This is a genomic window from Streptomyces sp. NPDC006207 (genome assembly GCF_040613835.1).
Lineage (GTDB): Bacteria > Actinomycetota > Actinomycetes > Streptomycetales > Streptomycetaceae > Actinacidiphila.
In genome coordinates, this window is sequence record NZ_JBEXSX010000003.1 from 173,240 (window position 1) to 197,717 (window position 24,478).

Below are 24,478 nucleotides of genomic sequence, written 5' to 3' on the forward strand. Positions count from 1 at the left end.
GCGCCCCACGGCGGCACCGCACGGGTGCGGTGCCGCGGGTGCACCCGACCCTCCCTAGGCCGCCGAAGGCGCGGGGGCGGGGGTCGTCTCGGGGTCGGGGCCGGGTTCGGCCGTGCGCTCGCGGGCGGAGACGCCGAGGCTGACCAGGGCGCAGGCGGCCGCGAGGGCGGCGGTGAGGTACCAGTTGAGCCCCGGGATCCCGGTGTTGTGGGCCAGGTCGAACAGGGCGCCCGCGACCAGCGTGCCGGCCATGTTGCCGAAGCTGCGGAAGAAGTGCATGGCGCCCATCGCGCGCGCCAGCCGGTCCGCCGGGATCCGCCGGGTGACCCACAGGTCGAACGAGGGCGTGAAGAGGATGTCCCCGAAGACCACCACGAAGCAGCCGACCACCACCCACAGCACGTTCCGCCCCGCGCCGAACAGGACGAACGCCAGCGCCATCGCACCGAACGCGACCGCCATGACCTGCCCGGGACGGAAGTGCTTGATCATGAACCGGAAGGCCGGGTACTGCAGCGCCATCAGAGTGATGCCGCTGATCCAGAAGGGCGCCGAGACCGGCAGCCCCTTGACGTACTCCTCCATGAACAGCGGCATGCCGACCAGGAAGCTGATCGACATGATCCAGAACAGGCTGGACAGGAAGAAGTAGCGCGTGCCCGCACCCGCCTTCAGGCCCTTCAGGACCGCGAAGTTGACCAGCGGGGTCGCTGCGGCGGCCGCCCGGTCCTGCTCCTCGTCGCGCGGGATGACGAAGACCGCGGCCAGGCAGTAGCCCGCGAAGAGCGCGAAGACCACCCCGAACAGCACGCGCATGTCGGCCCACAGGAAGAGCCCGCCGACGACCGCACCGGCGATGACGCCGGTCTGGCAGGCCATCTGGAAGTACGAGAAGGCCTTCGCGCGGTGCTCCTCCGGCAGCGCGCCCAGGATGTTCTTCAGCCCCGGGAAGGACATGCCCGACCCGAAACCGACGAAGAAGGCGCACAGACCGTACGCCACGAGCCCGTCCGCGAAGCCCATCAGGCCGAGGGCGACGGCCTCCAGGGCGATGCCGGCGATGACGCTGCCGCGGGTGCCGAGGCGGGCGCCCAGCCCCTCGTAGAAGAAGGTGGAGGACAGCCGGCCCACGTAGGTCAGGAACATCACGAACCCGGCCCAGAAACCGCTGTACTCGACGCCCAGGGTGGAGATGAGGTGCGGGAAGTAGATGTAGTTGCCGACGTGCGCCAGCGCGATGCCGACGCAGACACCGGCGAGCGTCCTTTTCGCCGTTGCGTTCACGAGTCCGACCTCTCGTCGTGGTGCAGGCCGACCTTCCCTCCCGAGGGGGTCGCCCGCAGGGACCTGATCTCCTGCGCGACGGCCTGGCGGTCGACCACCACGCCTGCCGCGACGGTGAGTTCGGGCAGGGTGGACAGCGGTTCTTCCTTGGCGGCCGCCGGGAGCAGGTTGAAGGTCGCGGGGGCGCCTTCGTGAAGAAGATCCGGCGAGGGTGCCGACCCGGACACCTCGTCGAAGAAGAGCCGGTTGTCCAAGGTGGCGGCGCGCAGCAGGCCGTGCCGCAGGGCGGCGCGCTCGCGCGGGTCGTCGCCGGCGAGCCGGTCGAGCTCCCCGAGCAGGCTGTAGCCGTGGAAGGCGCCGGTGTTGCCGCAGTCGGTGCCGACCAGCATGCCGCGGCGGGACAGGGCCCGGAGGCTGTTGGCCCGCATGGTGGCGAGCGCGGCGGTGCGGGTGTCCTGGCAGCCGAAGCGGATGCCGAAGGGCTCCTCGACGCCCGCGACGAAGTCGAGGTTGGCCGGGTCCTGGGTCTCGCGGAAGCCGGGCCTGCCGTACTCGCGCCGGAAGTCCTCCCGCTCCATGACCATCGGGTACAGCCCGCCGAGGGTGGAGACGAAGCGCGCCCCCTCCAGGGCGTGCCAGTCCTGCGCCGTCAGCTCCAGGTCGCGGACGGGGTGGGCGAAGAGCCGGAAGCCGTACGCGTACGCCTGCAGGACCTCCTCGCGGGTGTTGCAGTCGAGGATCGCGGGCAGCCCGTGCGCGTGGACCACCCGCGCGACGTGCTCCAGCACGGGCGCGGGCAGCCGCGAGAAGCGCCGGGCCGTGCCGGGCTGCTCGGTGCCGTCGGTGAACATGACCTTGAGGAAGGTCGCGCCGCGCGCGCGGTTGGCGGTGATCAGCGGCTCCAGGTCGTCGCCGACCCCGAGCATGAAGACCGGAGCGGGGAACTCCACGCCGTGCCCGGTCAGTCCCTCGCCGTCGCGCATGGAGGTGGCCGCGTAGCCGCAGTGCGCCAGCCGCGGGTACGGCACCGGGGACGTGGCGCGGCCGGCCTCCCAGGCGTCGGCGACCAGCGGGAAGCCGAACATGTCGACGACGTGCGTGACGCCGTGGAAGAGGTACGACAGGGCGGAGATCCGCGCGTCGTCGAGGGAGTCGTCGAAGTTGGCGGGCAGCGCGAGGTGGGCGTGCGCCTCGACGAAGCCCGGCCACAGCTCCGGCTCGCCGCCGGCCCGGACGTCCCGGTCGGCGACCGCCTCGATCCGGGTGAAGACCCCCTCGCCGACCTCCACGTCGTACAGCGTCTGCGGGTCGAGGAGGGGGACGGCGACGCGCCGGAGCGCGCTCACCGGGCGACCTGGACGGACAGGTCGACGGCGATCCGGTCCAGCGCCGCCTCGCAGCGGCCCCCGGCCTCCGCGCGGCCGTTGCCGGTGAAGATCACGTGGCCGAGCCAGTCGAAGTTGCTCTTCGACAGCCGCGCGACACCGGTGCCGGGGGCGCGGTAGCTGAGGGCCTCGACGAAGCCCGGCTGCTCGTTGAGCGCGGTGAAGTCCACCGCGCGCAGGGTGCCCTCGACCGGCGAGCCGAACCAGCGGCCGCTCGCGGTGACCGTGCCGGGGAAGGGCAGGTCCGGCGTCTGACCGAGCGCCTGGCGGATGACCTCCAGGTAGGGGTCCACCCCGCTGGAGATCTTCATCAGCTGCGGCACGATGCCGCCGATGAGCCGGCCGTTGACCTCGCACAGCACCGGGCCGTCGGCGGACAGCAGGTACTCGGCGTGGATGAAGCCGAAGTCGATGCCGAGGGCGCGCAGCGCCTTCTCGTTCATCTCGAACAGCTCGTCCTGCAGCGGGTGGCCGCGGAAGTACGTCGCGCCCATCTCGATGAAGTACGGGAAGCCGCTCAGGCAGCGGTCGGTGATGCCGAGGTTGACGATCTCCCCGCCGTCCAGCACCACGGCCTCGACGGAGACCAGCTCGCCCTCGACGAACTCCTCGACGACGACGTCCGGGATGCGGGTGACGCCGCGCCCGTAGTCGGCGACCTCCGCCAGGTCGGCGAGGTAGGCCGCCAGGTCCTCCTCGCCGGTGAGGTGCAGGACGTGCAGGCTCGCCGTGCCGTCGGAGGGCTTGACCACGCACGGGAAGCCCACCTCGCGGATCGCGGCCTCCACCTCGTCCAGGGCGCGGGCGTGCGCGAAGCGCGGCTGGCGCACGTCGGTGCCGGCGAGGGTGAGCCGGGTGCGGTGCTTGTGGCGGGCGTTGAGGGCGCCCTCCACGCTCATCCCGGGCAGGCCGAGGGCGCGGGCGACGGAGGCGGTGTGGACGGTGTGGTACTCGCTGTAGGTCGTCACGCCGTGGACCGGGCTGCTCGCGTGCACCTCCTTCGCCAGCTGCTCCAGCGCGTCGATGGAGAACGCGGACTCGCTGGTGATCACCCGGCAGCGGGGGTGGGCGAAGGCCGGCTCGGCGAGCGGTGACGCGGCGACGTAGAAGCCGGGGTCGGCGCTGACCAGCGTCACCTCATGGCCCAGGGACAGGGCGTTGGCGATGCCGGCGACGCCGTTCGGATTGCATTCGACCATCAGTACGTGCATGAGAACCCCCTCGGTTGGTGCGGGATCGGATTCAGTGCGCGGAGCACGGCGGGCAGGTGGAGGCCGAGCGCGGCCATCACCTCCTGGTGGTCGCCGCCCTCGGACGGCCAGCCGTGGCCGGCGCCGACGGAGGTGACCTCGCAGGCCGGCAGCAGCAGCGCGAGGGCCTCGGCGACGCCGCCCTCGGTGCGGTGCTCTTCGACGACGACGAAGCGGCGGTGGTGGCGGGCGAGTTCGGCCGCGGCGCGGGAGAGGTGGGCGTGGTCCAGGTAGGTGAGGTGGGCGTGCGCGGTGCCGGGGCACTCCGCGCGGGCGGCCAGCGCGAGCCGGGTGCCCTCCTCGCCGACCGAGACCAGGCACCGCTCGCCGGCGGCGCCGGAGCCGTGGTGCTCCCAGGTGACGGTGCCGCCCTCCGCGACGGGCGCCCGCAGGCTCTCGTACGCGGCGTTGCGGCCGGTGCGGATGTAGTGCGGACGTCCGGAGCGCACCGCGGCGCGGACCACGGAGCGCATCTCGGCCTCCCCGTACGGCGCGGCGATCGTCACGCCGGGGATGCTGCGCAGGACGGCCAGGTCCTCCAGGCAGTGGTGCGTCGTGCCGAACCACGCGCCGGACACGCCCGCGTACGGGGCGACCACGGTGACGCCGGCGCGCAGGTAGCCGAGGGTCAGCTTCAGGCTCTCGGCGGCGCGCAGCGCGGCGAAGGGGGCGAAGGTCGAGACGAACGGCTTCCATCCGGCGGCGGCCAGCCCGGCCGCCATGTCGACCATCGCGGCCTCCGCGATGCCGAGGTTGAGGAACCGTTCGGGGTGCGCCCGCTGGAAGGGGTGCCCCTTGCCGCCGAGGTCGGCCTCCAGGCACAGGACCCGGTCGTCCCCGGCGGCGAGCGCGGCGAGTTCGGCGCGGTAGGCGTCGCGCCCGGACAACGTCATCGCAACGGTCCCTTCCACGGAGCGGCGCACACGGCGACCGCGAGGGGACGAGTGGCGGTGTCCCCGCCGAAGGCCCCGAACCGGCCACGGTGGTGCGCCCGCTGGAAGGGGTGACCCCTGCCGCCGAGGTCGGCCTCCAGGCACAGGACCCGGTCGTCCGCGACGGCGAGCGCGGCGAGTTCGGCGCGGTAGGCGTCGCGCCCGGACAACGTCATCGCAACGGTCCCTTCCACGGAGCGGCGCACACGGCGACCGCGAGGGGACGAGTGGCGGTGTCCCCGCCGAAGGCCCCGAACCGGCCACGGTGGTGCGCCCGCTGGAAGGGGTGACCCCTGCCGCCGAGGTCGGCCTCCAGGCACAGGACCCGGTCGTCCCCGGCGGCGAGCGCGGCGAGTTCGGCGCGGTAGGCGTCGCGCCCGGACAACGTCATCGGATCAGTCGCTTCCACTGGGCGGCGCGCGCGGCGTCGATCGTCACGTAGTGCGAGGCGGCCTTCCCCTCGACGGGCGGCACGCCCTTGCCCTTCACGGTGTGCGCGACGACCGCGAGCGGGCGGGTGGCGGCCGACCGGTCGGCGGCGAACAGGGCCGACAGCGCGCCCAGGTCGTGGCCGTCGACCTCGACGGTGTCGAAGCCGAAGGCCGCGAAGCGCTCCGCGAGGTGCGGCAGGGGGGAGATGTCGGCCACCATGCCGTCGTTCTGGCCGCCGTTGCGGTCCACGACCAGGACGAACCCGCCGAGCCGCTGGGCGGCCGCGACCTGGCAGGTCTCCCATACCAGGCCCTCCTGGAGTTCGCCGTCCCCCGCGACGGCGATCGCCTTGCCGGTGCCGCCCTGCAGCCGTTGCGCGAGCGCCCAGCCCGCGGCGTACGCCACGCCGTGGCCGAGGCTCCCGGTCGGGAACACCACGCCCGGCACCTTGGGTCCCGGGTGGCCGGTGTAGGGCCGGCCGGCCAGACCGTAGTGCGGGGCGGGGTTGTCCGGGATCACGCCGGTGACGTGGAGCGCGGCGTACAGGCCGGCGGCGGCGTGGCCCTTGCTCAGGACGACCTGGGTGCCGTCGTCCGCCGCGGCGGCGTGGTCGAGGGCGGCGACGAGGACGTCGAGGACGGACAGGCTCCCGCCCAGGTGGCAGCCGCGGGGGCTCGCCGCCATGTCGACGACGAGTTCGCGGGCGCGGCGGGCCCGTTCGACGAGCGGCCGGTGCGCGGTCTCCCGTACGGCGGTCGCGGGCGTCATGCCGCGCCGCCGGAGGTGAACCAGTGGCGGACGGCGTCGGCGAGGACGCCGCGGGCGCGGCGGTACTCGTCGGCCGGGAGGCGTTCGGCGTCCGTGTGGTCGAGGGAGGCGTCGCCGGGCCCGTAGGCGACCATGGGGACGCCGTGCCAGGTCGTGGCGAGGGTGTTCATGTCGGAGGTGCCCTTCTTGACGACGTGCCGGGGCCGGATGCCGGCGCGCGCGAACGCGCGGCCGAAGGACCTGGCCAGGGTGGTGGCGCGGCCGCCCGCGACGCCGGGGGTGGCGCGGAGCACCTCGACGGCGAGGCCGTCGCCAGGGGCGTCGAGCACCAGGGCGGCCTTGCGGACGGTGGCGAGGTCGGCGTCCGGCGGGATGCGGAAGTTGAGCGTGCCGACGGCCCGCTGGGCCTCCCGGGAGTCGTGGGTGCGGACGTCGATGAGGGCGCTGAGCGCGTCGGGCGCGTGGGCGGCGACGGCGGCGCGGATGCCGGCGACGGCGCGCAGCAGCAGGTCGGGCGCGGTGACGGCGCCCATGCCCGCGGAGTGGCCGCTGGCGGCGGTGGCCGTGAGGCGGAGCTTGAACAGGCCGAAGTAGCCGAGGGTGAGGGTGCCGGAGCCGCTGGGCTCGCCGACGACGACGGCGTGGGCCGGGTAGTGGTCGCGGGCGTGGAAGGCACCCTTGGCTGAGGAGACCTCCTCCTCGACGGCGCCGACGACCCGCAGCTGGCCGTCGTCCGGGACGTCGGCCGCGGCCAGCACCTCCAGGAACGCGGCGAGGCTCCCCTTGGCGTCGACGGTGCCCCGGCCGGAGAGTTCGCCGTCCTGCCAGGCGGCCGGCCAGTGGTGCGGCACGGTGTCGAGGTGCCCGAGGAGCAGCAGGCGGCGCGGGCCGTCCCCGCGGGTGGCGACGAGGTTGCCCACGGCGTCGATGTGCGCGTCGATGCCGTGCCCGGCGCACCACTCGCGCAGGTAGGCGGCGAGTTCGTGCTCGTCCCCGGAGACGGAGGGGATGCCGGCGGCGCGGCCGAGCAGGGTCAGGTCCTGCTCGGGGGGCGCCTCGCGCCAGAACCGGGTCCAGCCGGTGGGCTCGGCCAGGGTGTGGGGGCCGGTGATGGCGACGTCCCCGGTCCCGTCGAGGGCGAGTTCGGCGGCGCGGACCTTCTGCCGCATGCGGCCGCCCGCGTACCGCGCGGCCTCGCCGGGGTGGGCGTGGCGGAGCGTCGACGCCGGGTCGGCGGGGTCGGTGAGCAGTCCGGCGGTGCCGGTGACGAGGCGGAGGTGGTCGGCGTCCAGGGCGCGCGCGAGGGCGGCGGCCAGGACGTCGGCGTCCACGTTGAGGGGGGCGCCCCCGTCGCGGTCGCGCACCGGCGGCGACACGCACACCACGTCGTACGCGTCCAGCAGGGCGCGCAGCGCCGCCGTGTCGACGTCCTGCGGGACCCCGGCCCGGTGGTCGCGCACGACGCGGCTGCGGCCCTCGGGCGTGACGGTCTTCAGCGGCCGGTTGGCGCGCCCGCCGACGAGCCCGCCGCGGGCGGCGACGGCGGTGAGGACGGTACGGCCCAGGTCGCGCAGGCCCGCCTCGACCGAGGGCAGGGTGACCCGCTCGTAGGCGTCGACGATGTGCGTCATCTCCTCGGGCGGGCAGTAGCGCACGGTGTCGCCGCTCGCGAGGCGCATTTCGGGCATGGCGCGCCCGAGGGCGGTGTAGTGCCGCTCGATGCCGACGGCGCCGCCCGCCACGAGCAGGACGCGGGCGCCGCGGGCGACGAGGTCGGACAGCTCGTGGAGGATCGCGCCGCGGGCGAGGGTGGCGCTGCCCACCTTGACGACGTACAGGGGCCGGTACGGGGACGTCACGGTGCCACCGCCGTCCGGGGCAGGCCCTCGGTCTCGTCGAGGCCGCAGAGCAGGTTCATCGCCTGGACGGCCTGCCCGGCCGCGCCCTTGACCAGGTTGTCCAGGGCGGCGACGGCGACGGCCTGGTCGTCCTTGACGACGACGGCGACCTCGGCGACGTTGGAGCCCACGACCGCCTTGAGCATCGGGAAGTCCTGCGGCGCCCTGGGCGCGGGGCGCACCTTGACGAAGGGGCGGCCCTTGTAGGCGCGTGCGTAGGCGCGCTTGACGTCCAGGCCGGTCACGCCCTCGCGCAGCCGGGCGTACCCGGTGACGAGGATGCCGCGGGGCACGTCGAGGCTGTGGCTGGTGAAGCGCAGCTCGGGCACGGTGCCGGTGAGGTCGGCGATGGCCTGCCGGATCTCGGGGGCGTGCCGGTGCCCGAAGGGCTTGTGGACACGGAAGTTGCCGGCCCGCTCCGCGGGGTGCTCGCCGCTGTCCCGGCCGCCGCCGGTGGATCCGGTCTTGGCGTCGACGACGACCTCGGGCAGCGCGAGCCCGTCCGCGAAGAGCGGGTGCAGGGCGTAGACCGAGGCGACGGCCATGCAGCCGGGCAGGTTGACGAAGCGGCCCTGCGGGACGGCCGGGGACAGCTCCGGGACGTAGTACGCGAAGTCCTCGGCGGCCGGCTGCTCGGCGGTGCGCGGGTAGTGGGCGCGGACCTCGCCCGGGTCGCGCAGCCGGAAGTCGCCCGCGACGTTGAGGACCCGCTTGGCGTGCCCGGACAGCAGCGGCAGCAGCCCGGGCAGTGTGCCGGTGGGCAGGCAGGAGATGGCGACGTCGACGTCGTTGCCTTCGTCGGCCAGCTCCCGCAGCGGGCGCAGCGTCAGCCCCGCGGCACGCGGGTGGTTGCGCAGCCACGGGTGGACGGCGCCGAGCGCGGCACCGGCGGCGCGTTCGGCGGACAGGAAGGCGAGCTCCACGCCGGGGTGGTCCAGCAGCAGCCGGACGAGCTCTCCCCCGCTGTAGCCGCTGGCCCCCGCGACGGCGACCCGGACCGTGCCGGGCGTGGTGTCAGCCAAGGCGGGCCGCCTTCTCGTAGGGACGGCGGAAGTCGCCCTCCTGGACGAGCTTGCGGATCGCGTCGGGCCGGCGGGCGACCTTGGCGAAGGCGTCGGCGTAGCGCAGGATGCGCTCGTACTCGACCGGGGAGCGCAGCTCGCGGCAGAGCACGAGCGTGGTGTCGAGCATGTGCCGGATCACCGGGAAGTCCTGCGGGGTGTGGTCGCGCACGGCGCCCGGGTTGAGGGTGAAGGGGTGACCGCCGCCGAAGCCGGCCCGGTGCACGAAGGGCAGGTGGCAGGGGATGGGCGTGTTCTGCCACTCGCGGGCCGGTACGCCCTCGGCGACCAGCAGCTCGTGGACGGCCTCCTTGACCGCGTACGCGGGCAGGTCCGCCAGGCCGATCGCCTCGGGGTGCAGGGTGACCCGGTACATGTTGTAGGCGTGGACGTGGCCCTCGGGCACGTACGGCGGGGTGAACAGGCCGGTGTCCTTCAGGGCCTCGCCGAGCAGGGCGGCGTTCCGGGCGCGGACCGCGTCGTAGTACGGCAGCCGCTGCAACTGGCTCGCGCCGAAGGCGGCGGCGATCCAGGCCATGCCGTAGTCGATGCCGTGCCGGTCGAGGTAGGCCGTGGCCCGGTCGTACGACTCCTGCTCGGCGAAGAAGGCGATGCCGCCCTCGCCGCCGAGCGGGAAGTTCTTGTCGGCCATCAGGCTCTGCCCGGCGGCGTCGCCGAAGGAGCCGGCCACGCGGTCGCCGACGCGGGCGGAGTGGGCGTGCGAGGCGTCCTCCACCAGGGCGAGGCCGCGGCGGTCGGCCAGGGCGCGCAGCGCGGTCACGTCGGCGGGCAGGCCGTGGACGTGGACGGGCATCAGGGCGCGGGTGCGCTCGGTGACCGCCGCCTCGGCCGCGGCCGGGTCCATGCAGTAGGTGCGCGGGTCGACGTCGACGAAGACCGGGACCGCGTGCGCGGCCACGACGGCCTGCGCGGTGGCGATGAAGGTGAACGCCGGGACGATCACCTCGTCGCCGGGCCGGACGCCCGCGCCGACCAGCGCCATGTGCAGGCTGGAGGTGCCGCTGGCGGTGGGCAGCGCGAACGCCGCGCCCACGTAGGCCCGGTAGGCCTCGGCGAAGTCGGCGACGACCTTGTCGGGGTCCTGCCGCTGGGCCAGCAGGAGGTTGAAGACGTCCTCCTTGGTGATGACCGGGAACAGGGTGCGGCGCAGGTCCCTGGGGATGACCGGCGCGCCGCCGAGGGCGGCCAGTTCGGCGGTCACGTCGTCGGGGTGCGGCAGCGGCAGGGGTGCCGCGGGGAAGTCGGTGATCATGAGTCAGCTCCCGAGAGGTCGCCCGGCGGGGCGGCCTGGGTGAGGGCCATCCGGACGCAGGCGGCGACCAGCGGGCTCAGCCGGTAGTTGAACTGCACGCCGGGCACCAGTCGCGGGTCGGCCTCCTCCTGCGTCCACATGGTGCGCAGGTCGTACGCGCCGAAGATCTTGAGCCGTTCGGCGCGGGCCCACACGGCGGGGTCGTCGGTCAGGACCGCGGCGGCCGGGCCGAAACCGAGGCCGGTGAGGTCGACGACGAGCACCGGCGCGGTGCCCGCGGCGGCGAGCCGGGCCAGGTCGTGGGCGTTGCCGACGTCAAGCTCGACCAGGTCGTACGGGACCGGGCCCGCGGCGTCGCCGGTGGCGCCGGCGACGGCGGTGATGCCGAGCCAGTCCAGGAACGCGCGTTCCCGGTCGCCGGCGCCCGGCCGGGCGGCGACGCGGTCGCCGTGGCCGATGCCCTGCCCGGCGAGCGCCCCGTGCAGGGCGCCGCTGCGGCTGTTGAACAGCGCGGCCCTGGCGCGGCCGGTGCGCCGGGTGAGCAGCCGCTCCAGGCCGGGCAGTTCGCGGTCGCTCTTCTCGATGCTCATCACCACGCCCGAGGTGAGGACCCGGGTGAGCACCGTGGCGGTGTCGAACGCTTCCATGGGTGGGGTTCTCCTCCGTCTGCCGGTTACGCGGCGGTGGCGGCGGACTCGGGCCGGTAGGTCTCGACGACGTAGTCCGCGAGGTGGCCGGCCACGTCCACGCCGTGCTTGGCGGAGGAGCGGGCGAACTCGGGGTTCGCGTTGACCTCCAGGACCATCAGCTCGCCGGTGGTGCGGTCCTCGACGAGGTCGACCCCGTAGAAGCCCTCGCCGAGCGCGTCCACCACCTGGGCGCAGCGCTTCTCCATCTCGCGGGTCAACGGGACCCGTACGACCTCGGCTCCGAGGTGGGTGTTGGTGCGCCAGTCCGGCGAGACCCGCCGGATGGCGACGACGGGTGTGCGGCCGACGACCACGATCCGCAGGTCGTGGCCGGGCTTGTCGACGTACCGCTGGACCAGGACGGGGAAGAGCTTGCCCGCGGCGTCCGCGGACTCCCGTCCGCCGATCCACGCCTCGACGCACTCCTCGCTGGTCATCCGGGAGACCCCGCGGCCCCAGGAGCCGCTCACCGGCTTGATGACGGCGGGCAGTCCGACCTCGCCGACCGACTCGCGGACCTGCGCGTAGCTGAAGGCGTGGAAGGACTCCGGGTGGGGGACGCCGTGCCTGCTGAACAACAGGGCCTGCAGGCCCTTGTCGTTGCAGGTCTCGATCGTCGTCGCGCGATTCAGCGCGGGAACTCCGCTGAATTCCAGCCGGCGGGCCACATTGACGGCCTCGCGGTGCGAGAGATTGCGGATGAGTGCGAGGGCGGGCGGTTTCTTCCGGCCCGTCACCAGCCCCGCCAGGTCCTCCAGCAGGACCGGGCGGACCGCGAGCCCCCGCGAACGCAACGCCTCCAGGAGGAGTTTCTCGTCGGGGCGCAGGACGGTGGCCGACAGCAGCACCTCTAACCCGGCGTCGGACCCGGTCACTCGCCCCAGTCCTCTTCGACCTCGGGCGCGAGCTCTATCCGTGCGCCGGCCTCGGACTTCTCGACGACCTCGTGCTCCTGGCCGCAGGCCGCGCACTCGGTGATCTCGCCCTTCAGCCAGTCCTGCCGGACCGGGATGTCCGTGTCGCACACCAGGCACTGGAGCGCCGCGACAGGAGCAGTCATTTCTCTTTCCTTTCCACTGCATTCCGGGGCGGAAAAAGCAACTTCAGAATCCCCCGCCGGCAACTCGGCGGTCCAGCGGGTTCGCCGCCGTCCTCGTGATACGGCCATCGGGATCCTCAATGGGAAACCGGCCCGTCCGGCGCGCACACCGGCACCGGGGTTTCCCGCGAAAGTGGAATTCACCTTGCTGCGGTGCGACCACGGTGCGGATCACGGTGCGACGACGGTGCGGATGAACATCCGGGGAACGGACGGTGACGGCGGCATCCGTCGAACGATGTGTTCGATAAGTCCGTTATGTGGATGCTAGCTTCGGCCCGTGAACGACTCGGGCCTGCTCACCCTCGACACGCCGCTCCCACCGGCCACCCGCCGCACCCCGCGGCTCCTCCACTGGGTCACCGCGCTCCCCGTGCTCGCGCTGCTCGGCTGGTCCGTCACGACGGCGGAACTCCACGGGGACATCCGGTACGTCCTGGCGTGCCTGCGGACCGCCGGCGCGGACGGCCTCTCGCCCTCCGAGACGTTCACCCACCGGCCGTTCTTCTACCGGTGGTTCGTCGCCGGGCTGGACTCGGTCACGGCCGGACCGGTCGCCGTGCGCGAGATGATCATCCGGCTCGCCGGAATCCTGCTGTGCGCGGCCGCGGCGCTGGTGCTGCGCTGGGCCATGGCACGCCGTCTGCCGCGTCGCGACGCGACGATCACGGCCGCCGTGGTAGGGCTCTCCCTCGCGTTCGCGCCGCGGACCGACTTCCTGCAACCCGAGTGGGCCGCGACGCTGCTGTCGGTGGTGGCGGTCGCCTTGGTGCTGGGCCTCGACCGGCCGTGGACCGCCGCGCTCGTGGCGTCGTTGCCGCTGGCGCTCGCGGTGCTGATGAAGTACTCCACGGCGGCGACGGCCGCGATGGCGCTTCTCGTCGTCCTCGCCGTCGACCGGCTCAGGGCGTTGCTGCTCGCCGGGACGACGGTGGCCGGCGGGGCCCTGCTCTTCGCGATCAGTCTGTGGTCGGGGTCCCACGAGTGGCAGTGGGTCCGCGACATGCCCCGGATCAACAAGGGGGCGCTGACCCGGCAGGGCGTGGACCCCGCCTTCCTGCTCGACAGGGCCGCCGACTTCCTGGCGAACCGGGTCTACTTCAGCCCGATGGTCGCCCTGCTCCCCGCCGCGCTGCTGCTGTTGCTGTCCCGTCAGGCGGACCGGCGCAAGCGGGTGGAGTGGGCCGTGCTGGCGGTGCTGGTCTGCGCCGGCTGCCTGGCCGCGGTGGCGGTGCAGGGCAACTGGTTCGCCTACCACGCCGCCGCCCTGCCGGTCTTCGCCGCGGCCGTGTGGGGCCTGGCGGTGGCCCGCTGGTACGCGGACCTCAAGCGGCCGCCGCTCTTCCTGACCGCGGTCACGGCGCTGTACGCGGTACTGGTGCCCCTCGCCTCCCTCGCGCCCGCCTGGGCCCAGGGGACGGCGGCGGGCTGGCTGGCCGGCGCTGTCGCCCTGGCCGCGGCGTGCGCCGACCTGCGCCTGGCCCGTGACGGTGCGCGCCGCCCCGGCACCGCCCGGTGGCGTCGCGCCGCCCTGGCCCCGGTCGCGCTCTGCGGGGCGTTGTGCGTGGCGGTGACGGTCTGGCCCTCCTCCCCGCACCTGATGAGCCGTGCCGGGGTGAGCTCGACCAACGCCGAGTACCTGCGGACCAGCGCGGACAAGGCCGCCGCGGCGGACGCGGTGCGCCGGCGGATCCCCGACGGCGCGCCCGTGCTCTACCTGGCCTTCGGCGACGACGCCTACTTCGTGGACCACCCGGTGCGGTGCCGGTACCCGATCCCCACCTTCCTGCAGCGCGTGCGGTACCTGCCGGACGTGAGCGCGCTCCGGTCGCACGCCGAGAACGCCCGCTGCATCACCGAGGACCCGGCGCCCTACGCCGTCCTGCAGCGCGCCTGGTTCGACCTGGACCGGGTCGACCCCTCGGTCGCGGCCCGCATCGAGGAGGTCTACGACTGCCCGGAGACCGCGGACCCACGGGACCTCGTCGTCTGCCGGCTCCGGGCGGGCCGCGGGTAGCGCCGCCCGGAGCAGGCCGCGCGCTCAGTGCACCGCGAGGCGCAGCGCGAAACCGATGAGCAGCACTCCGGTGACGCGTTCGACGCGGGCCCGCACCACGGGCCGGCGCAGTACCGCGCCGACCCGGTCGACCACGACGACGTAGGTGCCGAACCAGGTCACGTACAGCACGGCGAAGACCAGCGAGAGCAGGAGCGCGCGCGGCAGGACGCTGCCCTGGGCGGGCAGGAACTGCGGGAGGAAGGTCACGAAGAACAGGGCGACCTTCGGGTTGAGGGAGTTGGACAGGAAGCCCTGCCGCAGGTGGGCCGCGCCGTTCGGCGGCGGGTCCCCGTCCGCCGGCTCCGGGGAGTCGGCGGCGCGGCGGGCCGCGCGCAGGGTCGTGAAGCCCATGTACAGCAGGTAGCCCGCGCCCACGGTGCGCAGCACCGTGAAGGCGACCGTCGAGGCCATCAGCAGCGCCGAGACCCCGAGCGCGGCCGAGGCGATGTGCACGCCCAGCCCGAGCACCCCGCCCACCATCGTCAGCAGCCCGCCCGCGCGGCCCGCTGCCAGGGCGTTCCTGGTGATCAGCGCCTGGTCGGGCCCGGGGATCACGATCAGGACGAGCGAGGCGGCGGCGAAGGTCAGCACGGCGGCGTCCGCAGCCGGGCGGCGAGCGCGCGGAGCACGACCGCGCTGTGCTCGCGCAGGTAGAAGTGGCCACCGGGGAAGGTGCGCACCTCCACCGGAAGGGTCGTCAGCTCCTGCCAGGCCGCCAGTTCGGCCTCGCCGACCCGGTCGTCGCGGCCGCCGAAGACCGTCACGGGGACCTCCAGCGCGGGCCGGTCCCCCCAGCGGTAGGTTTCCACGATCGTGTAGTCCGCCCGCAGCGGCACCGCGACCAGCGCCCGCAGCTCCGGTTCGTCCAGCACCTCCCGCGGGATGCCGCCGTGCAGCCGGGAGACCTCCGCCAGCAGTTCGTCGTCCGGCAGCAGGTGCAGCCCCCGCGAGGTGCGCGGCAGGTGGGGCGCCGGGAAGCCGGAGACCACCAGGCGCTCCGGGAGCCTGCGGCCCGCCTCGCGCAGGGCGCCGGCCAGCTCGTACGCCACCAGGGCACCGAGGCTGTGCCCGAAGAACGTGTACGGCGCGCCGAACGCCACCTGCTCGGTGAGCGCGGCGACCAGTGTCCCCATCGAGGTCAGCGGGGGTTCCCCGAAGCGCGACCCGCGGCCGGGCAGCTGCACGACGTGCAGTTCGACGCCGGTCAGGGCGCGCGCCCAGCGGACGTACTCGGCGGCCGAACCCCCGCCGTGGGCGAAGCAGTACAGCTTCGGAGCGCCGGGCCGGGCGGGCCCGCTGACCAGCCAGCGGGCCGACAGTTGGGTGATCACGGCGGGACTACCTCCCCAGGGGGGCCGGTCGGACGGCGACGAGATGGGCCGCGAGGGCGTCGGCCGTCGGGTGGTCGGCGATCGCCTTGGGTGTCGTGTCGATCCCCAGGTCCTCCTCCAGGCGCCCGCACAGGTCGAGGGTGGTCGCCGAGTCGAAGCCCAGGTGGTCCAGCGGCAGCGTCGGGTCGATCTCGTGGGGCGCGACGTCGAGGAGTTCCGCCAGGAAGGCGACGATCCACTCCCGCATCTGCTCGTACGTCATCGTGTCTCCTCCGTCAGCGGCTCGGACGGGCCGAGCAGCCCCTCCAGGTGGCCGTCGAGCGCTTCCACCGTCGTGTACTGCAGGACCGTGCCGACGGGCACGGTGATCCCGAACGCCGTGCGCAAGGACGCGACCAGCCGGGCCGCGAGCAGCGAGTCGCCGCCCGCCTCCAGGAAGTCGTCGGCGAGGTCGGCGCTGCCGAGGCCGAGCACCTCGCGCCAGATCTCGACCAGCTTGCGCTGACGGTCGGTGCGCGGCGGCTTCGCGGGCCGGCCGCGCGCGGCGGTGCGGGCGCCGGCCTTGGCGAGCGCCTTGCGGTCGACCTTGCCGGTGCCGCTGAGCGGCAGCTCGGTCAGCGCGAACAGCTGGGCCGGCACCATGTGGGCGGCCAGCTGCCCGGCGGCGAAGTCCCGCAGCGCGTCGGGGGCGAAGCGGCTGCGCCGGTCGGGGCCGCGTGCCACGAGGACGTCGAAGCCCACCGAGCCGGGGCCGCCGTCGCGGGGCGTGAGCACGGCGCTGTCGGTGAAGCCCGCGGCGGCGAGTTCGGCCGCCCACTGCGCGCGGTCGAGCAGCGGGTGCGTGGTGCGCAGTTCGGTGTCCTCGAAGGTGTCGAAGCCCTGCTGGAGCCCCATCACCAGGTCGAACCACGGGTGGAAGGCGGTCTGCTCGACGATCAGCAGGGTCCCGCCGGGGGCGAGCAGCCCCCGCAGGGTGCGCAGCGTGCGGCGCACCTGACGGGTGTCGTGCAGCACGCTCGCGGCGACGACCAGGTCGGCGGTGTGGTCCTCGAAGCCCTGGGTCTGCGGGGGCGCGTCCAGGTCGAGCAGGTCGCAGCGCAGGAAGGGGTGCTCCGTGCCGAGGACCTCGCGGGCCCGGTCGGTGAAGTAGCGGGAGATGTCGGTGAACAGGTACTCCGTGGGCGCGGTGCGGCCGGCGGGCAGCAGCGGGAGCAGGTGCCGGGTCAGCGAGCCGTAGCCCGCGCCGACCTCCAGGACGCGCAGCGGCCGGTCGGCCGGCCATCCGGCGGTGAGGCGGCGCACCGCTTCCGTGGCGACGGCGTACGTCGGGCCGAACAGCCGCTCGTAGACGCCGGGGGTGCGGTCGGAGGCGTACAGCTCGGCGGAGTGCACGCTCTGGGTGAGGACCCCGGCGACGTCCCCGGCCAGGGCCAGCATCCAGTCGGTGACGTCCTCGGGGATGCCCAGCACCACGCCCAGCACGGTGCGGCTGCGGGCGGCGAGCGCGTCGGGGATGCCGTCCGCGGCGGGCGGCCGTGCCGCCACCGCCCGGGCCAGCCAGCGCTCGTAGCGCGGGGCGACACCGGCGGCGTCGTCGGGCAGGCCCAGGCGGCGGAAGGCGGTGCCGACGGCGGTCGCGTACACCTCGTTCAGCACGTCCCAGGCGGCGCGCAGCTCCCGCGGCGAGGGACCGGGGGCGGGCACCTCGGCGGCGGAGCACAGCCCCCGCCAGTCGGCTTCGGCCCGGTCGGGATCGGCGTGCTCGGTGACGAAGAGCCCGTCGGCGCCGCCGGGGTCCCCGGCCGGGACGACGTAACCCAGCAGCCGGGCCGCGCCGGCCTCGCCGTCGGCCTTCACCACGACCGCGCTGTCCACGCCCGGGTGCCGGGTGAGGGTCGCCTCGATCTCGCCGAGCTCCACACGATGTCCGTTGATCTTGACCTGACCGTCCCTACGGCCCAGGAACTCGATGCTGCCGTCCGGCAGGTAGCGGCCGAAGTCGCCGGTCCGGTAGAGCCGTTCGCCGGTGACCGGATGCGTGACGAAGGCCGCGGCGGTGCGCTCGGCGTCGCCCCGGTAGCCGCGGGCCAGGCCGTGGCCGCCGATGTACAGCTCGCCTGCGGTCCACACGGGACAGGGCGCGTACCGCTCGTCGAGGACCTGGAAGGTCTGGTTCCGCAGCGGCTTGCCGTACGGCACGCTCGTCGCGCCCGCCGGGACCTCCTCCACCGGGTGGAAGATCGACCAGATGGACACCTCGGTGGCACCGCCCAGGCTGATCACCCGCGCCCGGGGCCACAGCGCGTGAATGCGGCCGGGCAGGTCGACGGGGATCCAGTCGCCGCTGAGCAGCACCAGCCGCAGGTCCGGCAGGACCTGCGCGCCCCCGGCCTCCAGATGCTCGATCAGCATCTGCATCTGCGCGGGCACCGAGTTCCACACCGTCACCCCGTGCGCGGCCATCACCTCGGCCCAGTGCGCGGGTTCGGCCCGCTGGTCCGGGTCGGGCAGCACCAGCGCGGCCCCGGCGGCGAAGGTGCCGAACAGGTCGTGCACGGACAGGTCGAAGCCGAGGTCGGCGAGGCCGAAGAGACGGTCGGTGGGGCCGATCCCGAAGCGCTCGTTGATGTCGGCGACGGTGTTGAGGGCCGCCCGGTGCTCGATCATCACGCCCTTGGGGGTGCCGGTCGAGCCCGAGGTGTAGAGGACGTACGCCAGGTCGGCGGGGTCGGCCGGGCCCGCCTGCACGGCGGCGTCCGGGGTGGCGGTGGTGCCGGAGGGCGGCTCGGTGACGACGCGGGGCAGGTCCTGCGGCCACTCCAGCCGCGCGTCCGTCCCGGCGTCCGTGACCACCGCGACCGCCCCGGCGTCCGTGAGGATGCGCTCCCGACGCAGGGCGGGCAGTTGCGGCCCGACCGGGAGGTAGGCGCCGCCCGCCATGAGCACGCCGTAGGCGGCGGCGACCTGGGCGGGGCCCTTGTCGAGGGTGATGCCGACGGTACGGTCGCGCAGGTCGCCGCCGGAGAGCCGGCCGGCGACGGAGGCGGCCCACGCGGCGAGTTCGCCGTAGGTCACGGTGCCGGTGGTCGTGATCACGGCGGGACGCCCCGGATGCCGCTCGGCACGGTCGGGCAGCGCGGAGTGCAGCAGTCCGGACGGCGCCTCGCCCTCGGTGCCGTTGGCGGCCTCCCGGGCGGTGAGCTGGTGGGCGGGGAGCGGGATCACCAGCTCCTCGTCCCACGGGGCGCCGTCGGCGGCGAGCCGCGCCACGGCGCCGGTGTAGGCCGCGAACATGTCGTCGAGCATGCCCTCGGGGAAGAGCTCCTCGACCGCGTCCCAGGTCAGGTCCAGGCTTCCGGTGATGTCGACGACCTGGTGGTCGAGCCAGACCTGCGGGGTCTGGCTGATCCGGTACGTGATGGAACCGAAGTGGTCCATGGCCGACGAGACGTCCGCGGCGGTGCCCAGGCCGCTGGTGAAGACGACCGGCATCGTCTCGAAGCCGTTCTGCAGGCCGAGGCGGCGACGTTCGCGCAGCGCCTGCAGGGCGCTGACGTGGCGGTGCCGCAGGTCCTTGCGCAGCTGCCGCTGGACGCGGCCGGCCCGCTCGGCCAGCGGAACGCCGCCGCTCGCGTCCGTCTCCAGCAGGCAGATGGACGTGAAGTCGCCGACCACGCGGCGCAGATGGGGGTGGACTCCGCGGTGCCCTGCTCCGTCGCCGGAGAGCACCAGCGGGAGCCGGTTGAAGAGGGTGAGGTTGAGGGTGAACCGGCGGGTGCCGCTCCACATCGCCAGGACCTCGGAGAACACCGTGGCCAGCAGCGCCGTCGGGGTCAGGCCTCGCTCCTCGCAGCGCCCCTGCAGCCGCTTCCAGTCCTCCGGCGCCAGGTGGAACTCGCGGTGCGTGAAGACCGGCTTGTGCACGGCGACCGGGGACTTGGCCAGCGGCAGGTCGGGCGGCGGGGCCAGCGTCGCGGCGCGCGCCGTCCAGTACTCCCGTGCCTCGCGGTGCCGCGGCGACTCGTCGCCCCGCTCCAGGGCGAGCGCGTAGTCGCGGAAGCCCACCTCGACCGGCGGCAGCACCCGCTCCTCGTCCTGGCACAGCTGCGCCCACTCGCTGAACAGCACGGTGATGCTGGCCAGGTCGACCATGAGCAGGTCGAGGCTGACGTGCAGCCGGTCGTGGCCGGGCAGCCGGGACATGCGGATGTCGAACAGCGGCCAGTCGGCCGCGGTGTACACGCGGTGCGACATCTCCTCGCGCACCTCGGCCAGATGCCGTTGCGCCTCCTGCGGGGGCGCCCCGCGCAGGTCGGTGCAGCGGATCTCGTAGGCGGGGACCTCGGGCAGGATCCGCTGCCGGCCGTCCTCGCCGACGACGCAGCGCAGCATGCCGTGCCGCTCGATCAGCCGGGTCCAGGCGCGGGAGAGCAGCGCCGGGTCCAGGCGGCGGCCCTCCAGCTCGAAGTAGGCGTGCGGGGCGACGTTGCCGAGCACGAAGTTGGGGCCGCGGCCGACCCAGTACGCGTACTGGATCTCGGTCAGCGGGAAGGGGGCGTGGGCGTCGTCGTTCGCGGTCATCGGGATGTCCCCTCCGGGAGGAGTTCTGCCATGGCGGAGCGCAGCCGTACCGGCAGCGGCCCCTCGTCGTCCTCGCTGGCGCGGATGGCCACGCCGAGCGCGAACCGGTCCCACACCTGGAGCACCTGCACCTGCCACAGGGGGCGCTCGGGTTCGGGGATCTCGTCGTCGACGACGGCCAGGCCGCCGTCGCGCAGGCGGTGCACGGAGAAGGCGTCGAAGCCCCGGCACATGCCCATGCCGGTGGCCTTGGTGTACGCCTCCTTGGCGACCCAGGAGTCGGCGAAGGCGTGACCGCGCTGGTCCTCGCGGTCGCGCCGCAGCACCTCGTTCTCCAGGGGGGTGAAGACCTTCGGCGCGAACTGCATCGCCTCGGGCCGGGCGGGGGTGGTCTCGGCGTCCACTCCGGCGGTGCGGCCGCGCACGACGATGGCGGCGATCAGCCCGTTGGTGTGGGTGATGTTGAAGTCCAGCCCCCAGTCGGCACCGTCGACGACGGGCCGGCCGTACTTGCCCTTGCGGAAGCGCCACGAGTCCGGTGGCTCGTCGGTGTAGAGCGACAGGACCTGACGGGACAGCAGCCGTGCGCCGAGGAAGCGGCGCCGGGCGGCGGGGAACAGCAGCCGGTCGTGCCGGGCGCGCTCCTCGTCGGTCAGCAGTTCCAGACCGCCCGTCGCCTCGGCGAACCGGTCCACGTCCTCCTCGGCGAGCAGCCACACGTCGGCGCTGTCGGCGAGCGGGTCGGCGGACGGTACCGCGGTGTCCATGAGCACTGCCTCCATCGGTGGGTCACCAGTTGACGGGGAACGCGCGGAAGGAGAAGAGCAGGCCGTCGCGGTGCGCCGCCTCCAGCGCCGCGGCCACCTCGTCGACCTCCTCGGGGCCGGTCACCCGGCGCGTGGGGTGGAACCGCCGCAGCAGCCGCTCCAGGCAGAGCAGCAGCACCGCCGGGGAGCGCAGCGGCGGGCTCAGGCTCTCCCGGCCGCGCAGGTGGAGGTGGACGACGGCCGCGGCGGCGGAGACCGTCGTGTACTGCTCGGCCAGGTCGAACAGCTCGGCCGACTGGCTGGCGGCCTTGCCGAGGGCGGAGGTGAGCTTGCGGTGCTCCTCGGCGATCCGGTCCAGTTCGCCGGCGAGCGCGTCCGCGGTCGCCGCGCCGTCCGCGAGCCGGGCCGCGTCGCGGCCGGTCGTGGCCGCCGCCTCCCGCCGCAGCTCGGCCACGGCCGCGCGCAGGGTGACCACCGGGTCGTCGACGCCGCGGCTGAACAGCTGCTGCCCGGCGGGCCGGTACGGCTCCATGGGGTGGGCCGGGTCGAAGAGCACGGCGACCCTGGCCGCGGCCTCCTCGACCAGCCCCGGCGGCGGGGTGACGGCGGAGCTGAGCAGCGGTCCGAGCTGCAGGGCGATGTTCTTCAGGTTGACCACGGTGTTGCCGTCGGCGAAACCGGCCACGCCGAAGTCGCGCCGCGCCTTCTGGAAGATCCCGTGCCGCGGGTGGTCGCGCAGCCAGTGGCGGGCGCCGAGCACCACGCCGAGCCGGCCGAGCGTCCCCTCCAGCAGGGTGGGCACGAAGTACTTGACCACCGACGACCAGATGCTGATCTGCGCCGGGGCCATCTGCAGGGCGCGCACCGCGGTGGAGGTCATGGCGTCGGCGACCAGCAGTTCGGCGTAGGACTCCGCGAGCTGCCGCCGCGAGTACGGGATCGCCGAGACCGTGGTGCCGAAGACCTCCCGGGTCGTGGCGAAGTCCAAGGTGGTGCGCAGGGCGGTGTCCACCGTGCTCAGCGCGATCAGGTTGATCAGGACGCGGGCGAACTGCCCGGCCTTCAGGGCGATCTCCAGGCCCTGCCCCTCGCGGCCGACGAGCGCGGCGGACGGCACGAAGCAGTCCCGCAGCCGCACCCCGCTCATGTCGAGGCCGCGCAGGCCGTGCAGCGGCTCGTCGGGCAGCGGTTCGCAGCTGCCCGCGGTCAGGGCGCGCTTGTCCAGGGCGAGGATCGAGTAGCCGCCGGGGCCGCCCTGGGGGGAGGTGCGGGCGAAAAGCATGACGACGTCGGCCTGGGTGGCGTTGCCGATCGTCCACTTCTCGCCGTCGAGCAGCCAGCCGCCCTCGACGGGCCGCGCGGTCAGCTCGTTGGCGAGCACGTCGCTGCCGTGCCGGCGTTCGGACAGGCCCCAGGCCATCTTGCCGCCGGAGCGGACGTGGTCGGCGAAGGACGTGCGCTGCTCGTCGCTGCCCGCGATCCACAGCGGCATGTAGGCGATGCTGGTGATCACCATCGCGGTGGCGGTGGTGGGGTCGCGGCGGGCGACCAGCCGGAACAGGTGGTAGCCGTCCTGCACGTCGACGGCCCGGCCGCCGTGCGCGGCGGGCACGATCCAGTCGTACAGGCCCCAGGAGGCCAGCAGGTCGACGAACTCGTGCGGATACGCCTCGCGTTCGTCCAGGTCGAGGACGCGGGCGTACGGCATGGGACCGGCGGGGTCGTTGGGGCTCCCCAGGTGGCGCTCCAGGTCGGCCATGAGCGCGGGCAGATCGGTCATGTCTCCTCGTCCTCCGGTCCCGGTCGGTCGCACAGCCGCACCGGCAGTGCCGTGAACAGGCGGCGTGCCGCGTCGAGTTCGGCGATCAGCCGGCCCGCCGGGGCGACGTCCCGGCCGGCGGTGCGCGGGTCGCGGCCCTCGGCCACCGTGAGGAGCAGCGCCGTCACGGCGGTGAGCCATCCGGCTCCGCCGGGCTCCGGCTCGCCGTACAGGCCGCCGCGGTCGCGGTGGAACCACCAGGTCAGGGCCGCCGTCGCGGCCGCGTGGAGCGGGCACAGCCGGTCCGCCAGGTCGAGCAGGTCGGGGGCCGTCCGCTGCCGCGGCGCGGCCGCCGCCTCCCGGAAGGTCGCGGCCAGGCCCGACTGCACCCCGGTGACCAGCGTCGCGGCGCGCGTCGCGCCCCTGCGGTGGAGCTCGGCGGCGATGGTGTCGGCGTGCGAGGCGAAGCCGAGCAGGATGTCGTCGCCCGGCCGGGCCCCCAGGTCGAGGGCGGCGGGGTCGAGGCCCGGCAGGGCGGCGCCGCCCAGGTCGAAGAGGGCGGCGAGCCTGCGCTCGCGCTCCGGTTCCGGTTCCCGGGGCGTGGCGTACGCGGGCAGGAACATCGCGACCGCCCGCAGGTTGCCCAGCACGCTGGTGTCGATGACCTCGACCATCGCGTTGTCCCGGACGGCCTTGTCGAGGACGGCGCCCGGGCCGTCGCCGTCCCGCAGCACCGCACGCGCCCCGACGAGGGCGCGGGCACGGTGCGCGCAGTCGGCGGTGAGCCGGGTGGCGACGCGCTTGACGACGGACGAGGCCAGGCCGAAGGTGCCCGGCGCGACATGGGCGTACCGTGCCGCGACGAGCGCCGTCAGGTCGGCGGCCATGAACTCCGCGGCGGCCACCGCCAGTTCCCGCGCCCCGTACGGGGTGTCCGCGACGGGCTCGCCGCCCGTGCGGTGCGCCCGCGCGAACCTCAGGGCGGTGCGCAGCGCGGTGTCGGCGGTCGCCAGGCAGCCCGCGGTGCTCATCAGCCGGACGATCTGCTGGGCCCGCATCGCCCCGGCGAGCCCGGCGCCGGCGCCGCCGACCACCGCGTCCGGCGGCACGGGCACCGCGTCGAAGGCCAGGTCCGCGAAGTCGATGCCCCGCATCCCCGTGGTGCGCCGCGCGGGCAGCCGCCGCACGCGGGCGTCGGCCAGGGTCTCCGGGCCCAGCAGCAGCGCCGTGAACGCCGCCGGGCCCCGGTCCGCGGTCCTGGCCACCACGACGGCCGCGTCGGCGCTCGCGCCGCGCCCCACGAGCCATTTGGTGCCGGTCAGCGTCATGGCGGCGGTGTCGAGGCGGCAGGTGTTCGCCAGCACGTCGCTTCCCGCGTGCTCCTCGGACAGCCCGAACGCGACGGTACGGCCCTCGCGCGCCCACGCGGCGACGGTCCTGCGCTGCTCGGGGGTGCCGGCGGCGAGCACGGTCATGACGGCGGAGATGCCGAACATGGTGGCGGGCATGACGTTCGCGTCCCGCCGGGCGGCGACGCGGACGAGGACGTGGGTGTCCTCCAGCGTGCGCAGGCTCCCGCCGAGGTCCGCGGGCAGGTAGGCGACGTGGAAGTCCTCCTCCCGCAGCCGCGCCTCCCACCGCGCCGGGTACGCCTCTTCGTCGTCACGGGCCGTCCCGGCGGCGAAGCCGTACGGGTTCCCGGGCTCCCACGGATCCCCGAGCGCGGCGTCCAGCGCCTCGGCGGCGGCGAAGGGGGTCTCCGGTCCCGCGGGCGTCACGTCGCCGGGCCTTCGCGGCCGCACTGCGACGGCCGTCGACGACGGCGCGGGGCCGTCCCCCTCCGCCCCTCGGGCCGCACGCGGCCCCTGGCCGCGGTCCGCCGGAGGCCGCGCCTCGTCGTCCCGCGGCGC

Annotated in this window: 21 protein-coding genes; 1 reads left to right on the forward strand and 20 read right to left on the reverse strand. The window is 74.5% G+C overall.

Features of this window, described 5'->3' with window-relative positions; genetic code table 11:
• Positions 1–54: 54 nt before the first annotated feature.
• From ABZ312_RS03495 to ABZ312_RS03555, 13 genes are read right to left on the reverse strand one after another with little or no spacing between them, the layout of a single operon-like run.
• Positions 55–1,284, reverse strand: coding sequence for an MFS transporter (locus tag ABZ312_RS03495; RefSeq protein WP_500436343.1), 1,230 nt, complete (start codon positions 1,282–1,284; stop codon positions 55–57).
• The gene (locus tag ABZ312_RS03500) at positions 1,281–2,630 is read right to left on the reverse strand and encodes an amidohydrolase family protein (RefSeq protein WP_500325458.1); all 1,350 of its coding nucleotides are present in this window, start codon (positions 2,628–2,630) and stop codon (positions 1,281–1,283) included. Before ABZ312_RS03500 ends, ABZ312_RS03495 begins: the two co-directional genes overlap by 4 nt.
• Positions 2,627–3,880 carry an ATP-grasp domain-containing protein gene (locus tag ABZ312_RS03505; protein WP_500325460.1) on the reverse strand — a complete coding sequence of 418 codons (1,254 nt, stop codon included), beginning with the start codon at positions 3,878–3,880 and terminating at the stop codon, positions 2,627–2,629. The genes ABZ312_RS03500 and ABZ312_RS03505 overlap by 4 nt, the downstream gene beginning before the upstream one ends.
• Positions 3,868–4,812: a transketolase family protein gene (locus ABZ312_RS03510; protein ID WP_500325462.1), complete on the reverse strand. Its 945-nt coding sequence runs from the start codon at positions 4,810–4,812 to the stop codon at positions 3,868–3,870. The genes ABZ312_RS03505 and ABZ312_RS03510 overlap by 13 nt, the downstream gene beginning before the upstream one ends.
• On the reverse strand, positions 4,809–5,027 hold the full coding sequence (locus ABZ312_RS03515; RefSeq protein WP_500436345.1) for a hypothetical protein: 219 nt from the start codon (positions 5,025–5,027) through the stop codon (positions 4,809–4,811). The genes ABZ312_RS03510 and ABZ312_RS03515 overlap by 4 nt, the downstream gene beginning before the upstream one ends.
• The gene (locus ABZ312_RS03520) at positions 5,024–5,242 is read right to left on the reverse strand and encodes a hypothetical protein (RefSeq protein ID WP_500358387.1); all 219 of its coding nucleotides are present in this window, start codon (positions 5,240–5,242) and stop codon (positions 5,024–5,026) included. The genes ABZ312_RS03515 and ABZ312_RS03520 overlap by 4 nt, the downstream gene beginning before the upstream one ends.
• Complete coding sequence (locus tag ABZ312_RS03525) at positions 5,239–6,051, reverse strand: thiamine pyrophosphate-binding protein (RefSeq protein WP_500436347.1); 813 nt, start codon at positions 6,049–6,051, stop codon at positions 5,239–5,241. Before ABZ312_RS03525 ends, ABZ312_RS03520 begins: the two co-directional genes overlap by 4 nt.
• Entirely contained in the window at positions 6,048–7,910 is a 1,863-nt protein-coding gene (locus ABZ312_RS03530; protein WP_500436348.1) for a M20/M25/M40 family metallo-hydrolase, read from the reverse strand. Before ABZ312_RS03530 ends, ABZ312_RS03525 begins: the two co-directional genes overlap by 4 nt.
• Positions 7,907–8,971: an N-acetyl-gamma-glutamyl-phosphate reductase gene (gene argC / locus ABZ312_RS03535; RefSeq protein WP_500325467.1), complete on the reverse strand. Its 1,065-nt coding sequence runs from the start codon at positions 8,969–8,971 to the stop codon at positions 7,907–7,909. The genes ABZ312_RS03530 and argC overlap by 4 nt, the downstream gene beginning before the upstream one ends.
• The gene (locus ABZ312_RS03540; RefSeq protein ID WP_500325468.1) at positions 8,964–10,283 is read right to left on the reverse strand and encodes a DegT/DnrJ/EryC1/StrS family aminotransferase; all 1,320 of its coding nucleotides are present in this window, start codon (positions 10,281–10,283) and stop codon (positions 8,964–8,966) included. The genes argC and ABZ312_RS03540 overlap by 8 nt, the downstream gene beginning before the upstream one ends.
• A complete protein-coding gene (locus ABZ312_RS03545) occupies positions 10,280–10,930 on the reverse strand; it encodes an aspartate aminotransferase family protein (RefSeq protein ID WP_500436350.1) in 651 nt (216 codons plus the stop codon). The genes ABZ312_RS03540 and ABZ312_RS03545 overlap by 4 nt, the downstream gene beginning before the upstream one ends.
• A gap of 26 nt (positions 10,931–10,956) precedes the next feature.
• On the reverse strand, positions 10,957–11,847 hold the full coding sequence (locus ABZ312_RS03550; RefSeq protein ID WP_499513971.1) for a RimK family alpha-L-glutamate ligase: 891 nt from the start codon (positions 11,845–11,847) through the stop codon (positions 10,957–10,959).
• Entirely contained in the window at positions 11,844–12,032 is a 189-nt protein-coding gene (locus ABZ312_RS03555; protein ID WP_450387848.1) for a lysine biosynthesis protein LysW, read from the reverse strand. Before ABZ312_RS03555 ends, ABZ312_RS03550 begins: the two co-directional genes overlap by 4 nt.
• Positions 12,033–12,351: 319 nt before the next feature.
• On the opposite strand from ABZ312_RS03555, the gene ABZ312_RS03560 reads away from it, so the two are divergent.
• Complete coding sequence (locus ABZ312_RS03560) at positions 12,352–14,088, forward strand: hypothetical protein (protein WP_500325471.1); 1,737 nt, start codon at positions 12,352–12,354, stop codon at positions 14,086–14,088.
• 24 nt (positions 14,089–14,112) lie between these two features.
• Here the strand turns inward: ABZ312_RS03560 and ABZ312_RS03565 are convergent, their stop codons facing one another.
• From ABZ312_RS03565 to ABZ312_RS03595, 7 genes are read right to left on the reverse strand one after another with little or no spacing between them, the layout of a single operon-like run.
• Positions 14,113–14,721 (reverse strand): LysE family translocator, encoded by a 609-nt coding sequence (locus tag ABZ312_RS03565; protein WP_500325473.1) that lies wholly within the window; start codon positions 14,719–14,721, stop codon positions 14,113–14,115.
• Positions 14,715–15,461, reverse strand: coding sequence for a thioesterase II family protein (locus ABZ312_RS03570; protein WP_500325475.1), 747 nt, complete (start codon positions 15,459–15,461; stop codon positions 14,715–14,717). The genes ABZ312_RS03565 and ABZ312_RS03570 overlap by 7 nt, the downstream gene beginning before the upstream one ends.
• A 7-nt stretch (positions 15,462–15,468) precedes the next feature.
• Positions 15,469–15,723 (reverse strand): acyl carrier protein, encoded by a 255-nt coding sequence (locus ABZ312_RS03575; protein WP_500325477.1) that lies wholly within the window; start codon positions 15,721–15,723, stop codon positions 15,469–15,471.
• Positions 15,720–20,042: a non-ribosomal peptide synthetase gene (locus tag ABZ312_RS03580; protein ID WP_500436352.1), complete on the reverse strand. Its 4,323-nt coding sequence runs from the start codon at positions 20,040–20,042 to the stop codon at positions 15,720–15,722. Before ABZ312_RS03580 ends, ABZ312_RS03575 begins: the two co-directional genes overlap by 4 nt.
• Positions 20,039–20,809 (reverse strand): 4'-phosphopantetheinyl transferase family protein, encoded by a 771-nt coding sequence (locus ABZ312_RS03585; protein ID WP_499513965.1) that lies wholly within the window; start codon positions 20,807–20,809, stop codon positions 20,039–20,041. The genes ABZ312_RS03580 and ABZ312_RS03585 overlap by 4 nt, the downstream gene beginning before the upstream one ends.
• 22 nt (positions 20,810–20,831) lie before the next feature.
• Entirely contained in the window at positions 20,832–22,589 is a 1,758-nt protein-coding gene (locus ABZ312_RS03590; protein WP_500325481.1) for an acyl-CoA dehydrogenase family protein, read from the reverse strand.
• Entirely contained in the window at positions 22,586–24,346 is a 1,761-nt protein-coding gene (locus ABZ312_RS03595; RefSeq protein WP_500358376.1) for an acyl-CoA dehydrogenase family protein, read from the reverse strand. Before ABZ312_RS03595 ends, ABZ312_RS03590 begins: the two co-directional genes overlap by 4 nt.
• Positions 24,347–24,478: the final 132 nt, after the last annotated feature.

What these genes read in the sequence shown, in the direction of transcription:
- ABZ312_RS03505 (WP_500325460.1), bottom strand. Translation starts at nt 3,880, where the DNA reads ATGCACGTACTGATGGTCGAATGCAATCCGAACGGCGTCGCCGGCATC.
- ABZ312_RS03510 (WP_500325462.1), bottom strand. Translation starts at nt 4,812, where the DNA reads ATGACGTTGTCCGGGCGCGACGCCTACCGCGCCGAACTCGCCGCGCTC.
- ABZ312_RS03515 (WP_500436345.1), bottom strand. Translation starts at nt 5,027, where the DNA reads ATGACGTTGTCCGGGCGCGACGCCTACCGCGCCGAACTCGCCGCGCTC.
- ABZ312_RS03520 (WP_500358387.1), bottom strand. Translation starts at nt 5,242, where the DNA reads ATGACGTTGTCCGGGCGCGACGCCTACCGCGCCGAACTCGCCGCGCTC.
- ABZ312_RS03525 (WP_500436347.1), bottom strand. Translation starts at nt 6,051, where the DNA reads ATGACGCCCGCGACCGCCGTACGGGAGACCGCGCACCGGCCGCTCGTC.
- ABZ312_RS03540 (WP_500325468.1), bottom strand. Translation starts at nt 10,283, where the DNA reads ATGATCACCGACTTCCCCGCGGCACCCCTGCCGCTGCCGCACCCCGAC.
- ABZ312_RS03545 (WP_500436350.1), bottom strand. Translation starts at nt 10,930, where the DNA reads ATGGAAGCGTTCGACACCGCCACGGTGCTCACCCGGGTCCTCACCTCG.
- ABZ312_RS03555 (WP_450387848.1), bottom strand. Translation starts at nt 12,032, where the DNA reads ATGACTGCTCCTGTCGCGGCGCTCCAGTGCCTGGTGTGCGACACGGAC.
- ABZ312_RS03575 (WP_500325477.1), bottom strand. Translation starts at nt 15,723, where the DNA reads ATGACGTACGAGCAGATGCGGGAGTGGATCGTCGCCTTCCTGGCGGAA.
- ABZ312_RS03580 (WP_500436352.1), bottom strand. Translation starts at nt 20,042, where the DNA reads ATGACCGCGAACGACGACGCCCACGCCCCCTTCCCGCTGACCGAGATC.
- ABZ312_RS03585 (WP_499513965.1), bottom strand. Translation starts at nt 20,809, where the DNA reads ATGGACACCGCGGTACCGTCCGCCGACCCGCTCGCCGACAGCGCCGAC.
- ABZ312_RS03590 (WP_500325481.1), bottom strand. Translation starts at nt 22,589, where the DNA reads ATGACCGATCTGCCCGCGCTCATGGCCGACCTGGAGCGCCACCTGGGG.